Raw genomic sequence first — 14,566 nt, forward strand, 5'->3', positions numbered from 1 at the left:
TGTATTTTTCTCTGCGTCAGTTATTCGTTAGCTTTCCGGAATTCTTGTCTTTTCCGGGCCATCGCCGTCCGATTCTGGCGACTTGTTGGTCAGCCCGATCAAGGCATCGAACTCGTCGTTGGCCTGGCTGTTGACGGCAAAGTCCATGAATTCGGCTTCGGCCTGCTTCGTGTCGAGGCCGGCCAGTTCGCGGCTGACGCGGGCATTTGCCGAGGCTTTGTTCCGCAGATCGCGAAGCTCTCGCAGCTCTTCGCTGGTGCGGTCTTCGGCGAGGCCGGTCATCAAGTCGGCAATCTGCTTTTCTTCCTGGGCCGACAACATCGAAGCCACGGCATCGTGCTTTTCTTCGCCCAGCTTTTCCAACTCACGCATCTGCGTTTGGATCTGCAGCTTGTGACGGTTGACGTTTTCCACCAACTGTTCCAGATCCGATTCCAGTTCGGCGACGCGGGCCTGTTTCTCCGACAGCGTGCTGCTGAAATCGGTGAACGCGGACTGGCACTTTTGATATTCCGGATCGTTCCGGGTCGCTTCAGGATCGCCGTTATACTTCGAGGCAACCTGGCGAGCCTTCGCGGCGGCACCAGCTTTCAGCTTTTCGAGTCGTTGAATCTCTTCAGTGACGACCTTCAGCTTCTCCTTCTTGGTTTCCTCTTGGGCGATCATCGCGCTGATGGCGTCTTTGTATTGATTGATCCGGCTACGCTTCTCGGTGATGATCCGGTCGTAATTGGCCGATACGACGCCAGGGTTCATACGCAACGATTCACTTGCCTTGTCGATCCGAAAGGTCAACAGGTAGCCAATGGCTCGCATGTATTTGCCAATTGCTCGGAACATGGATCCCCTCACTTTGGGAAATAGCGGTCAAACTTGTAGATGAGCGATTATCTAGGATTCGTATTCGGACTCGTTATATTGCTTCGACGAATCGAGCGACTCTATAACTTCTTCTGCTCGTCTGGCGACTTCAATAGTGCGATCGAGTTCCTGGCGAAGTTTTGCCAATTCATCGTCACTATCGCGCAGTTGGAACGAGTGATACTGCTGCACGGTCCGTGCCAGATGCTCGACGGTCAGCACTACTTCATCCACCGCTTTGCGGCGTTCTTCCAACAGCGGCCGGCCGATCTTGCCGGGCAATCGATTGGCTTTGTCCCACAGTTCCAGCGAACGCTCGAGCTGCCGCACGGCTGCGTTGAACAGCTTGTCAACTTTCTCGCGAATGCTGATCGCGGCATGCCCCACCGGAGCATCGAGCTCCAGCGAGGTGTATAACGCCCGCAGCCGATTCAAACATTGCTCGCTGCGCGGGTCTTGGTCTTGTTCGAGCCGGCGGGCCAACTGGTCGAGATGTTGGTTTCTCTCGAGCCGCTCTTGTTCGGTCACATAGTTATGTGCCCGAGCGGTCAGGTCTTCGATCCCGAAGATCAATCGCGAGGCCTGGATTCCCATCCCGGCCAGCACCCCTGCCAGGCCGATCACATTGAGTGTCGTATTACCGTCGATGCCCCACGACAGCAGCCAAGCGCTCAGCCCACCGACGATCGGAATGACCGTCCAGGGCGAAACAAAGAGATCGAGTAAGACCTTCTTTTTGACGCTGTCCATCAGGGTATCGCTTTCATCCGCTGCTTCCCGTGGTGACTAATAGGGAAGCTCGCCCAGGACGAACGAAACCGACGTACTGCCGCTCGGCTCGACACCGATGGCTCGTATGCGATCGCGGTCGACACCCTGCGATACCAGGTATTGTTCCACTTCTTTGGCACGATCTTCGGCCAGCTTTTGGTTCGCTTCCAGGTTGCCCCTGCGCGAGGCATTCCCCCTCACAATCACGTAATAACGGGTTGCCTGAAGCGTTCCGGCGAGTTCGTCCAGCAGTACGCGGCTGCGTTCCGTTAAGCTTGCCGTTCCGCGAGCAAAGACCAGCGTTGGTGCCCGGGCCGTTCCGATTTGCACCAGCGAGCCCCATTGCTCGTCGGTCAGTGCCGGCATCGAAGTTCCACGAACCTCTTCCGGCTGCTCGCCAGGATGAAAGTCGGCTAGTTCCTTCAAGATCGAGTCGTTGTACAAATAGTTCGGATGGCCCATCGTCGGATCGGCGGCGATCGAGCCTGTTTCGACCAGCACGCTGGTCACGCCCGAAATCATGTCTTCGATGTGAGGCAAGTGCGAGCCACCTCGCTGGCCGACGTGGGCCAGGTTCTCTTGCGTGTTCTTCCACCAGACGCCTTCGACCAACTGAGTTGCTTCGGCCTGGGTTAGTTTAGTACCGGTAGCAGCGGCGTCTTTCACCACCAATTCAATTCGCTGGGCATCGTCGCGATAGGCATAGTTTGCCTTGAGGTACGCCTTCACCACTTGGGCTACGGTGTCGCGGTTCTTGGCGATGAAGTCGTCACTGACCACCAGCACGTCGACGATCGCGGACGGAAAGCGAGAACTATCAACCACGACGTGCATCCGATCGTTCTGCAGCATCTTGGCTATGAATGGCTGCCAGACGACATACGCCAACGGATCGCCCGGTTTGGCCTGCTTGTACTTTTGCATCACCTCCGCGGCGTCGGCTACTTTGATGAACGGATCTTTCTCGAGCTCCGAAAGTTGAAACCGCGAGATCACCACGCGTGCCAAGGTTTCGCTCGGCGAGTCAGGCGTCAACACGAACCGCGTATCGGTTCGGTTCAAGGAATCGACGTTCGGGTAGGTATCGCGATAGGTGACAATCGCGTCGGCTCCGACCGTTTCGTCCACAATCGCCACGATGGTCGCCGGAAGATCGCCGGCATCGGCACTGGTCGCCACCAGGGCGTCGATCGTCATCACGGCCATATCGACCTTGCCACTGCGTAGCGCTTCCAGCCGAGCCGAATAGTCGGCGCCGTCGTCGCTCAGCTGAAGCTTGATTCCCTGCTTGCTTAGTTCGTCAGCGAACTCGGGACTGCGAAAGACGGCGTATCCACTGAATCCATCCAGGGCGAGATTGACCTGAGTACGATAACGACTATCCGTGCCACCACGGCGCAATTGATTGTCACGCTCGGCCCGAGCTTTCTCGGCCTCGATTCGCTTTTGCTCTTCGAGCGAGACTTCCACGGCCGGCGCGAAGACGACTTTCCAGACAGTGACACCAGCCGCGAGAATCAGCAGCCACACAATGCTCACGGCAAGCAACTTGCCTTTGGACACTCAACTGCTCCTGTTGGATTTCAACGTTGCGAAGATATTGGCCATGCCGCCGAGATCGTCGTTAAGAAAACATAGATCACTATTTTGACGGTCTTAACGGGCTTTGACAATCGAGGCGAACACCCGAAATAGTATCACGATTACGAAGCCGATCATCAGAAAAGTCCCAAAACCAGGGCCTCCACCACGATTCGAGCCGTTGTTGGGGGCATTGGCCGGCTGCGGCGGCTGATAAGTATTGGGCAGACCGGTCACCGAATCGCCAGAGAACACGCCGATGGGTTCGTTGTGTGGGGTGGTCAACGCTTCGAGCGACACGGCGGCCACTTCCGACGGCACCGAGGCTAATAGGTCGAAATCGCTTTGTCCGGTGTTGTCGTCGGTGTCGGTCGAACTTTCACCGAGCACGACCTGCGAGATCGCTTTCTCCAGCGAAGCAGGATCGTCGGCGTTGCGGTAGGTTGCCGTCCGCGTCGCCAGGCTATGCTGTTGCCCCATCGCCACGCCGATCACATCGACCAGAATGCCGCGAGCTTGAATCTGAGGTAAATACTGCTCGACCAAGGCTCGATCGGTTGCTTCGCCGTCGGAAATGATCAGCAGTTTATAAGTGCCATACTTCTGCTTGTCACGAAGTTCCAAGAGTGCGTCGGCCGCTTCTTTCATCGTGGCTCCCAGCGGCGTATTGCCGGCCGCCTTGAGCGACTCGACCGCCTCTTGGGCAACGGAAGGCTCGACGGGGCCAAGCGGTACCGCCCACTTCTTATTCCGGACCGGATTTAATAGCACGACGCCGATCTGTGCGTCCTCGGGTGCTTGAGAAAGAACTCGCCACATCGCTTGCTTGGCGGCGACGATCCGCGTGCCTCCCCGATTCATGGCCTGGTTCATCGAACCAGAGTTATCGAGAATCACCACGACATTCAATTCGTTCGCCGCCGAAGCGGATTGGAGCGGAGCGAAGAGCCCACACACCGCGCATACCAGTAGTATCTTTTGAATCATCGCGTCCCCCCAAATCGTCGATAAGAGATCCTCTTCGTGCTGCCTTGACCGAATCGCTCGGCCAAGGCAGCGAAAGAAGATTGGTTTAGAAATCGAAGTCGGTTTCGGAAAGCTCTTCCGGATTCACCTTCACGATCCGGAATTCGACTCGCATGTTCTGCTTCGCTTCGGCCATGTTGGATGGCTTGGAGATCACCGGGTCGGAGATCCCTGCCCCCAGCGGCTGAAGTTGCGACAAGTTGACATTGATGTCGCGTTGTTCGGCATAGTTGATAATCGCTTGCTTGACCTGTTCGGCACGAGCCTGCGAAAGGTTCAAAGCGGCCTGCATCGTTTGCAGCGGGCTGTCGGCAGCACCTTCGAAGGCGCCACTCTTGATCAGTTCCACCATCGCGCCGGTCTGGCTCAAATCGAGTTCCTGGGTGCCCTGCTTTGTATTGATGAAGTAGCGATAGTTGCCTTGCTGGCCGGTGCGGCGAATAACACCCTTTTCCAAACCAGCCTTGATCAACTGGACCAATGTCTTCGTTGGGTCCGAGTGGCCTCGAATCACGACGGCCGCACCGCCGAACGTACTGGCCGACTGCAATGCCCGATCGAACTCGGCGCCGTACCGATCGACCGAGAAGTCGGTCTGGTTCGGCTCGAACGAGATCGTAAAGCTGACAATCGTGCCGGTATCGAGATCGTCGCCAGGGAACTCGGTGAGGCTTTCCCCTTTGACAATCTTCTGCGGTTCGGCGTAAGGAACGCCGGCGGAACTAGCGACCTTCTTATAGTCGAAGTTTACCGGCTCGAATCCCATTCGAGCTCCGGCGTAACCCCAGTTGGTTGCCAGGTCGAGGGCCGCTTTCATCTTAGCGTCAAAGCCGCTCAGGTTCCCGCTTTGCTTGAAGAAGGCGATCTGCCCCGGTAAGCCGACAAAGTTACAGTCCAGCAGCAGACCATGGGCGTCGACTTCCAGCGTCGGCAACACCTCTTCGCCAAAAATCTTCTGGCACGTGGTCAGCAGCTTGCGATACTCCGGCGACATCCGCTGGGTTTTCTCGAAGTCGTCACGCATCTTTTTGACTTCGACCGTGGCCTTTAAATAACCGACAACGAACTTCTCGACTTCTTCTTTATGAGCGTTGTACCAGTCGCTGCGAACGGCGTAGACGTCGGCGATCGATCGCGACATGTTCTGGGTCGAGACGAGCACATGAGCTCCTTCGACCGTTCCCTCGGCACCTGTTCCGGCGGAATCAACACCACCAGTGAGACCGATCATGTCTGGCGTAATCACGCAGCAGGCATCGATGGTCGGATCTTTGCGGAACTTCTCTGCGGCACCGTTGGCACCGGTCAGATCCTCCACGAAAACGATCTCGACATCTTTGTTGGTCAACTGGGCGGCAGCCAAGGCGTCGTACAGCAGACCGACGTGCGGACCACCTTGCTGGCAAGCGATACGAACTTTCTTGCCATCCCGCTTCAGGTCGTTCAAGGTCTTGAAACCTTCGCGAGAGACGATATGGTCACCGGCACTCCACGATAATTGCAGGATGACGACCGGCTTGGTGCGGGGATCTTTGCCGATTACTTCGCTGGCCTGGCCCAGCATGCGGAAGGTGCCACGCAAAAAGGGTGACTTGCCTCCCATGTAATCTTTCACCTGCTGCACGAAATCGTCGCCCGGTGTCAGCTTCAACTTCAGCCCGCTCTTGCCGTAGATCGAGTCAGGCGTCGTATCGAGCCCCCCGTTGGCGAAGAAGGTCGCGGCATCACCACCCCAAGTAATGAATGGGACGTTAACCTGGGCACCGCTTTGAACTGGTTTCACATCCAAAGGGCCGGTAATGCTCGAAAACTTCTGTTGAGCATGCCCTGGCGATACCAGAAATAGACTCGCGATCGTCAGCGCGAGAAGCAAATTGCGATACATCTGTGTCTCCCGAAAATTGGTTCGACAAGGTATTCGTCGAGTGAGCGTCAATCTTGCAAAGAATCGGGCGAATTGTTGTCGCGTTCCGCCTACGCAGGTCGCGACCCCAGGCCGTTCGCCTGCCAATCTACCACGCTGTCAGGGGCAACCCAACTAGCGAATCCCTTGCAACTCGAGCTGGTGGATTCGTTTTTGCCACCCTTCCCGCGTTTCATCCGTAATGTTGGGGTCCGGTAACAACGATCGACGTGTGCAATTCAACAAAGCTTGCAATGTCTGATATTCGCGAGTTGCGCCGATTGCTGGTGGAATCTGATCGTGAATCGCAGCACGAACTGCTTCCCAGCTATCAGGCTCGATCGCTTTGAGCAGCGATCGCAGCGACGCGAACGCCGCCGCCGAGTAGTTCTCTTCCAGCACGCTTTGATCTAACTCCTCGATAAACGCCTCTTTGGTTTGCTCCCCAGGTGACTTGATGTCTATTCCCTGCAACACCCACTCGATGAACGCCTGGCGATCTTCCCCTTCTGGGTCAAGCACCGGAATGATCAAGTCACCCACGCGACCTGGCCGGCGGATGTCAGGCGAAAGCAAGTGAATGCGAGCCGTCATCAACAGCCACAGCACCCGACCCCGCAGCATCGGATCGCTCATCATCGCTTGGATCTTGCCGGTCAGCCGCCGCTCGGTTTCATGGGCGTTCGCGTCGACGCGGCCAAACTGCGTGTCGGCTTCATCGACGAAGATGACCACCTTTTCCAGGGCATCGAGAACCCGCCGGAGCCGTTCGAAGATCACATCGGTCTGGCCGAACCATTGGCTGCGAATGTTCTTCAGCACCAGCACCGGCAAGTCGAGCTCGGCGGCAACTGCCTCAAAGATAAACGTCTTGCCGCTACCAATCGCCCCCGCCACGGCCGCCCCGGGAAGAGCTTTGGCTCCCTTCGCCCGAAAGCGAGGGATCAGCTCGCGACCGAGGAACTCTTTCAGCTTCGTGAAACCAACGACATCTTCCAGCGAATGCTCTGGCTTCTTGAAGTCGACGACATCGTCCCCAAGCTGCGTGCGGATGAACTCTTCGACCTTCGTGAAGACGCTGTCCGCCGTGAGTGGATCGCCAGTGTACGCTGCGCCGGCCAGCATCTGCCGCAAGGCTTGAATCGAAAGCCCTGCCGTGCATTCGCCCAGGGCCTCCGGTGTCGACCATAACTTCGGAGTCGGCGTCTTACTTTCCAGGTAATGCTGAATGTACGCCACGCGATGCTCCAGCGAAGGTGCCGGCACGTCGACACTCAAAACCTGAGGCATGCGAGAAATGCGGCTGTGAATCAGCGTTCGCGATTCAGCCAGCAGAACAACCGAGTCGTTCCCTTCGACAAACTCAGGGTCGCCAAACCAGTCGTGTACGATGCTGATTCGATGGAGTTGACGGTCGTTCAGCGAGGCGAGCGAACCAGCTTCCGGCAGCAGCATGTCGGCCGCTTCGACGATGATCAGCAGATTCTCTCGCAGCGAAGCACGCGAGCAGATCGTCAGTTGTCGCAGCAGTTCCAATGCGAGTGTTGGATTTCCGGTCGCACTTTGCAGATGCCGATCAAACTCTTGCTGGAAAAACTCGAGCTTCGATCCCTTCGACTGCAGATCTTGCAATGCCAGTGTGTTGGCATCGACGCCAGACTTCCACTCCACCCACGCCCCGCGCAGCTTACCGAGCGCGGCGTCGTCGATGCGAATGGGGCCATTCAACTCGTAAACCAGCGGAATCAGACCAGGCGTTTTGGTCTTTTCCAGCAGGAACGAATTGAGCGGCACATACTGCGTACCATCCCACTGCAGGTCATAGATGTTGCCGCACAGGATCACACTGCGGGCCTGACCCGAGTTGAGCAAACGTGCGAGTCGAGTGAAGAAATCGTAGTTGCTTGTCATGTTGGGAGGTCTTCCTTGATCTCGCTCCACAGCATCTGGTGGAACGCGTGGACCGATTGTTCGAGCTTCGACGAATAACGACCGCGATGAAACGATATCGACTGCAATCCTTTTTGCGTCGACTCGCAGATATCGACGTCTTCCTGCTGAATCACGTGGCTTTGTTGAATCGACTTGCGAATGGTTCGCTTGGCATCCCACTGCTCGACATCTTCGTAGTCGGCATAAAAGTCGAAGACGACCTGACAGGTATCGACCGTCAGCGGGATCACCAGGTTCGTATCCATCATTCGTCCATAACGATTGATGAAGAAGTTGGGATACAGCCAGGCATAGGTGACCTTCTCGCCCAGTCGATCGTCGGAACCGCTCGATCGACAAATCTGCACCGATGAGCGATCGTAGATGTGCGTTTCGTAGCCGTCGAACTCGAGCCCGGCCGCCAGTTGCTCGTGAGCATAGGCGACATGATATCCGCCATCGAGCGAGTTATCGACAAACACCTTCCAGTTACAACGAATCGTGTAGACGCGTCGCTCGATCCACTTCATCCCCTCGATGCCCAGCTCTGCCAGCGGAGCGACCAGCGGCTGAAAGTCGGCCGCCAGGTTACGCGGATTGTCTTCGCCCCCCAGCGGACCGTCCAGATCGATAAAGACAAACGGGCCCCACTGCGTCGCGCTGATCGGCGGTAGCGAGAACTGCTCGACATCGAAATCGGCCATCTTGCCCATCCGCGGAGCCTTTTTCAGCCGACCATCCAGTCGATAGGTCCAACCATGGTAAGGGCATACCAGTTCACAAGTTCGACCACACTCCTGGGCCACCAGCGCCGCATGATGTCGACAAACATTGTGCATCGCCCTAAGGTTTCCTTCCTCGTCACGAACTACGAGATAAGGATTGCCGACCAGATCGCCGGTGAAGTAGCTTCCCGGCGATGTAATTTGGTCGTCGCGTCCCACGGCGATCCAAGCCTTTTCAAAGACCTGGCGTTTCTCGGCTGCAAAGACCAATGGGTCGATGTACCATGACGCCGGCGGAGTCGGTGCGGCCTGAATGGGTATGGTTGGGTCGAAGTGGTAATCCATGACACGACGCTAAAAAGGCACCTACTGGTTTTCTCTCCAGGCGTTCTCGATAATCGGAACCCCTGGCACGTTCAATTTTGCTACCCCTTATTCGCTCGAACCATGGCCAACTTGGAAATTGTCGACGTTTCTCATGCCTACGGGCCGAAAAAAGTTCTCAACAACGTCAACCTGCGGGTCGGTGCCGGGCAAGTTGTTGCGCTCGTGGGACCCAGTGGCTGCGGCAAGTCGACCTTGCTCCGAGCGATCCTCGGAACGCATCCTCCACAGTCTGGCCAAGTGCTGGTCGGCGAAAAGGTAGTCGATGGCCCGACACGCGATGTCGGAATTGTTTATCAGCACTATAGCTTGTACGAGTTCCTGACCGCACGGCAGAACGTCGCCTTCGGATTGATGCTCGACCAAACATCGCTCCCGTTCCGCGTGTTCAATTATTTCGCCTGGCGAAAGCTTCGCAAGCAACACTTGGAACAAGCGGACGAGTTTCTGAAGAAAGTCGGCCTGTACGCTGCCCGCGATCAATATCCGAGCGAAATGTCGGGCGGCATGCGGCAGCGCGTGGCGATCGCCCAGGCCCTGATCATGCAGCCCAGCGTGCTTTTGCTGGACGAACCTTTCGGGGCGCTCGATGAAGCGACACGCGAAGAACTGCAGTTGATGTTGCTTCAGCTATATGCCGAAAATGTCCGAGCTCGCTCCGAAAATCGCGTTCCTCCTTATACCGTTGTGATTGTCACGCACGAACTAAACGAGGCCCTTTTCGTGAGTGACCGCGTGGTCGGTCTTTCGCAGTATCATGCCGACGGAGCGAATGGGGCAACCATCGTTTACGATCGCCCTGCCCCGATCTTCACGCCCGATGACGAAAAGGACCTCAGCCGCTTCGTGGAACAGAAGGAAGAGCTGATCCAGTGCGTCTTCAGCCCGACGGTGCAGAAGGATCACCTCAATTACATCACCTTCTGGAAAGAACACGAGAAGCACCCAACGACTTCGGGCGCCGACGTTTAACAGACACTTGCGTCTTTGTCGTATGCGAATACCCATGCCATGTCAGTAAAAACATGGCTATATCTATAAATCCCTGCTGCCAGCGAAACGAATAAAACTTATCGATCGAGATCGAATCGATGGTAGACTAGGTTTCTCCTAGCCCATCTCGGGACCTGGCCTTCCTGCGGGCTTTGCCTTGGCCTCCCCTCGTCGACTTCATCCTCCATTCGCTACGGTACGCATTCGATGACCGCGTCTAAGCTCCCGCGATTGACTCGCTGGCTCGCTCTCGGCTGGTTGTTTCTTCTGACCAGCAGCATTTCCACGCAAGCCCAAGATTCAGCCCGCAAGCCGGAACGCTTCGCGCGCGAGTACCCGGCGGTGAATGAGTTCCGCTTGCAGACCTTTCGTCCGACGCAGCTCTTCTTCGAAGACGAGGCCGCCAAGCGTCCCTTCTGGAATCCGATCACCGTCGGCAAGTCGGATGAACAACTGGTCGATGAGATTGAACTGCTGCGCACAAGCGACTTGCAGCCCAAGTTTGTCCATCAAGGTAAATTCTCGCTAGGCGACAAGCCGATCGTCGCGGCCGACGTGTCACTCGATGGCACGACACTTCTGACGTACGACTCCGATCGCCGGCTGGCGACCTGGAGCCTTCCCGATGGCAAGCCACTTGCCGAATACAAGCTGAACAATCCCTCGGCCCAGGCCGCCATTGCGATCTCGGCCGATGGCTCGCAGATTCTTTTCGGCGATGGCTCGACGAATGTGTTGCTAATCGATGCCAAGACTGGCCAACTGAAGTTCACCCACGATCAGCTTCAATTTCCGGTCGGTGCCGTGGCGTTCTCGACCAACGGTAATCGCATCGCAGCGGCCGACATTAAAGGCCAGGCCTACATCGCGGAAGCCTTAGCCCCTGGCAAGGTTCAAAGTAGCGAGAAGTTCCCTGACCTTCGCCCGGCCGTCGATATCTCGGTAAGCAACAGCGGCAACTACGCTACGGCCATGGCCAGCAAGGCAGGCGTCGTCTTTTCCACGAAGGCTGGCTATTCCACCGCGACTCTGCGAGGCCCACCCTTCCCGGTCGCCGCTACTGCCGCGAATGATCGTCAACTGTGGCTCGCCGACGATCGCGGCTTGTTCGAGTTCTATAAAGACCCCGAATCACTCAAGTACACCCACAAGCAAGACAAGTTCTTTTCGCCACCGCTCAACATTCGATTCGACTCGCAAGATCAAACGGCCTGGACAGCAACTGCCAGCGGTGTCGAGGTTCGCACGGCCAGCTACATGCCGCTGTTCGATCTGATTCGCTATCCGAAAATCGATTACGAAGTCGCCCACGTCCTGACCGCCCCTGACGACGACTTGCTGCTTTTCATCACCAGCGAAGGGGAGGTCGACCTTTGGCAACTGCATGACAACCAGGCCCGGCTGCATGCGGCCATGCTGCATAACTTGCAAGGCCTGCTAGAAGAGCATCGTTTTGAAGCGATCGAACTGCTGGCCAAGCGCTGGGCAGCGGAAGACTTCGACCTGTACGACAAAGAACAACAGACGCTCTATTACTTTCTGACCGACTTTGTCCGGAGTTATCACACCAACCACTGGGAAGAGAAAACGCAGTTTGCCACCTACAAGAAGTTCGTGGCCGAGCACCCAAGCTGCGAGTTCTTTCGCGTTGTGCTGACGATGGATGCGATCAAGATGGCTTGGGACTGCCGCGGCCGAGGCTTTGCCAGCGAAGTCGACGAACAGGAATCGAAGTTCTTCAAGCTCAACCTCGAACAAGCCGAGAACATGCTGATGCCTCTGTTTCAGCGAACAGCGGCCCCTTGCCCAGAAGCCTACGCCCAGGCGATGGAACTGGCCAAAGTGAGCCAATGGACGCCGGAGGAAACAGCCTACCTGATGGCCGAGGCACGAAAGAACGCCCCGACTTATCCTCGTATTTATGCCGAAGCGGCGATCGGCTTGATGCCTCGCTGGGGCGGCTCACAAGATGCTTCTTCCGACCTGGCCCAGGAAGTCGCCGATGCCGTCGGGGGCGATGAAGGCGACATTCTTTACGCCCACATCGCACGGGGCATTCGCAACTACAACGGCTGGTACGGCACCTTCGAGAGCCTCGGCTTCTCGAAAGAACGAGTCATACAAGGCTACGCCAAGATGGCTCTGCGAGACTCGACAAGGCAAAACATGCATCTCTCGATGGCGATCCAGCTCGCCCATGAACTCGAAGATAAGTCGATGGGAAAGCAGTTGGCCGAACGCTTTGAATCGGTGGGCGGCGTGCCAGTTCCTGAAGTACTCAACGGAGGCATTCCGGAGTTCGAGAAGATGATGACCTGGGCGCTCGATCGCCCCTATCAATTGGCTCGCCTGGAAGTGAAAGCTCCATCGGTACCGGCCGAGGAACTCGCTCCGACCGAATGGGAACTGGCCAAGGTCGAAGAACTGGATGCCCTGGTCCGAGCTTCCGATCGCGCCAGCTTTCAGAAAGGAAGTTCGTTCTCGGTCGGCAAGCAGCGTCCCTGGAAGATGGAGATCTCTGCCGACGCCACGCGTGCGGTCACCCTCGACGAGAGCGGCGACCTGCATGTCTGGGACATCGCCTCCGGCAAATCGATCTTCGAGCTCACTGCCGACAAGGCTCCTGGCAAAGGTGCCGTGGCGATCTCGCACGATGGCAAACTGCTGGTGATCGGGACCGAACAAGGCGGCGTCGAGCAGTACAACCTCGACACGGGCGAAGTGACTTATCAAGTTGCCGGGCTACCCGCCCCAATCCATGACGTTGGCATGTCGACCAACGGAGAACATTTCTACGCGATCGATGCTGCCAACGGCCTGCACACCATTCGTGATGGCGACAAGAAGCATGTCGATATTCGCCTGCTGAATCCGAAGAACGAGCCGATGCTCGAACCAATCTCCGGCAGCATCGACAACCATGGTCATTACCTGGAAGGGCGACGCTTCGCCGACCGGGTCGAAGTCTCGGTGCTGGTTCCGCAAGAGAAAGGGCTGGCCGGTCAAAAGGCGACCATCCACACGAACACCTCCATGCAGATCGCTTCGGGACGCTACCGCTTCGCCGTGCTCAATGGCAACAACCTGGTGAAGCTGCAAGTTACCAACCCGAAGAACGCCCAGTATGAAGCCTATTCGCAGCGAATGCTCCAGGACATTCGCCGCTGCAAGTTCGCTACGAACGGGCGGCAGTTCTGGTTTCTGACCGATCGCTGCATCGACATTCGCGACTGGGAAGGAAGCCGCCACGAGGGCCCGGTGAAGCTGCCTGCCGAGATCGAATCGGTCGAAGGGATCCGCCTCGCCCCCGATGCCGGCGTGTTCCTTGACTTCGACACCGAAGGAAACGTGACGACCTGGAACCTCGAAGGGAATCCCCTTTCGCGCGAGTACCTGCTGGCGATGGAACTGGTAACGCTGATGCAGGAAGGACGCTACAACACGCTTGAGCTTCTCAGCCAGCGATGGGAACGAGAGAACACGCCAGCCCTCGATGCGATTGCCGACAACCTCTATTCGTCGCTGATCCTGCGATTGAATCTGGTCTCGGTACGATCAGGCGAAGCGAAAGATTACGAAAAGAAGCTCCGCGATTACCTGGCCGTTCGCCCCGATTCCAAGCTGATCCGTCTCGCGTTGTTCGAGTTGAAGTACGACCTTGCCCGCAAGGCCCGGGGCGACAAGCCCGACGCGTCGACACCTGGCAATGTGCTGAGTGAGTATCGCGATCAGATGGAAGAGTGCAAAGAGATTCTCACGCCGCTCATTCAACGCGACGACGCTCCGCCGGAAGCCTTCGCCGCGGCAGTCCGTCTCGGCCGCGACTTGAATTGGACGCGTTCACAAATGAAGTTCGTGCTCGACCGCGCCGCTGACAAAGCCCCTTCGTATGCTCGCGTTTACGCCGAGGCCGCCATGACCCACTTGCCGAAAAATGGCGGCACCGATGAGGAAGCCGAAGCCTATGCCACGTCGATCGCCGACCGGGTCGAAGGACCACAAGGGGACGCCCTCTACTTCCAGATCGCCTTCTACCTGGCCGAGTCGGAAGGCTGGCCTGCCATGTTCCAAGAGCTGAACTTCTCGCGCGATCGCATCCTCAGCGGCCTGATCGAGATCGCGAAAGACTACCCCCGCCGCACGATCGTCCGCCTCGGCATGCAACTCGCCCAGGCCGGCAACCGAGAAGAAGCAGGCCAAACCCTCGCCAAAATCATCGAAACCCACGGCTTCGTCCCCGACGACCACGAATGGCCCACCGGCTCCAAGTCCTTCGACCGCGCAATGAAATGGGCGACGAAGGAGTAGATGGCCTGGTCGGCCCAGGTGAAAGCTGCGGCATGCTGGCACTGCTCGGCTTACCGAAGCCTGTCGGGGGGCGACTTGTCGA

General features: G+C 57.2%; 9 protein-coding genes. 2 read left to right on the forward strand and 7 right to left on the reverse strand.

Annotated features, from left to right (window positions below):
* Window positions 1–27: 27 nt before the first annotated feature.
* The 7 genes from ABD890_RS09415 to ABD890_RS09445 all read right to left on the reverse strand — a co-directional run bounded on the left by ABD890_RS09415 (window position 28) and on the right by ABD890_RS09445 (window position 9,144).
* Window positions 28–840, reverse strand: coding sequence for a hypothetical protein (locus ABD890_RS09415; protein WP_345088174.1), 813 nt, complete (start codon window positions 838–840; stop codon window positions 28–30).
* A gap of 51 nt (window positions 841–891) precedes the next feature.
* Window positions 892–1,611, reverse strand: coding sequence for a hypothetical protein (locus ABD890_RS09420; protein ID WP_345088175.1), 720 nt, complete (start codon window positions 1,609–1,611; stop codon window positions 892–894).
* A gap of 36 nt (window positions 1,612–1,647) precedes the next feature.
* Window positions 1,648–3,195: a phosphate ABC transporter substrate-binding/OmpA family protein gene (locus ABD890_RS09425; RefSeq protein ID WP_345088176.1), complete on the reverse strand. Its 1,548-nt coding sequence runs from the start codon at window positions 3,193–3,195 to the stop codon at window positions 1,648–1,650.
* A 93-nt stretch (window positions 3,196–3,288) separates the two neighbouring features.
* The gene (locus ABD890_RS09430; RefSeq protein WP_345088177.1) at window positions 3,289–4,200 is read right to left on the reverse strand and encodes a vWA domain-containing protein; all 912 of its coding nucleotides are present in this window, start codon (window positions 4,198–4,200) and stop codon (window positions 3,289–3,291) included.
* An 85-nt stretch (window positions 4,201–4,285) separates the two neighbouring features.
* The gene (locus ABD890_RS09435) at window positions 4,286–6,124 is read right to left on the reverse strand and encodes an ABC transporter substrate-binding protein (protein ID WP_345088178.1); all 1,839 of its coding nucleotides are present in this window, start codon (window positions 6,122–6,124) and stop codon (window positions 4,286–4,288) included.
* 153 nt (window positions 6,125–6,277) lie between these two features.
* Window positions 6,278–8,053: an AAA family ATPase gene (locus ABD890_RS09440; RefSeq protein WP_345088179.1), complete on the reverse strand. Its 1,776-nt coding sequence runs from the start codon at window positions 8,051–8,053 to the stop codon at window positions 6,278–6,280.
* Window positions 8,050–9,144 (reverse strand): aromatic ring-hydroxylating oxygenase subunit alpha, encoded by a 1,095-nt coding sequence (locus ABD890_RS09445; protein WP_345088181.1) that lies wholly within the window; start codon window positions 9,142–9,144, stop codon window positions 8,050–8,052. Before ABD890_RS09445 ends, ABD890_RS09440 begins: the two co-directional genes overlap by 4 nt.
* A gap of 102 nt (window positions 9,145–9,246) precedes the next feature.
* Between ABD890_RS09445 and ABD890_RS09450 the strand changes: the two genes are divergently transcribed.
* The gene (locus ABD890_RS09450; RefSeq protein ID WP_345088183.1) at window positions 9,247–10,155 is read left to right on the forward strand and encodes an ABC transporter ATP-binding protein; all 909 of its coding nucleotides are present in this window, start codon (window positions 9,247–9,249) and stop codon (window positions 10,153–10,155) included.
* Between the two features lie 228 nt (window positions 10,156–10,383).
* Complete coding sequence (locus ABD890_RS09455) at window positions 10,384–14,484, forward strand: WD40 repeat domain-containing protein (RefSeq protein WP_345088185.1); 4,101 nt, start codon at window positions 10,384–10,386, stop codon at window positions 14,482–14,484.
* Window positions 14,485–14,566: the final 82 nt, after the last annotated feature.

This window comes from Bremerella cremea, from assembly GCF_039541315.1.
GTDB classification, from domain to species: Bacteria; Planctomycetota; Planctomycetia; order Pirellulales; family Pirellulaceae; genus Bremerella; species Bremerella cremea.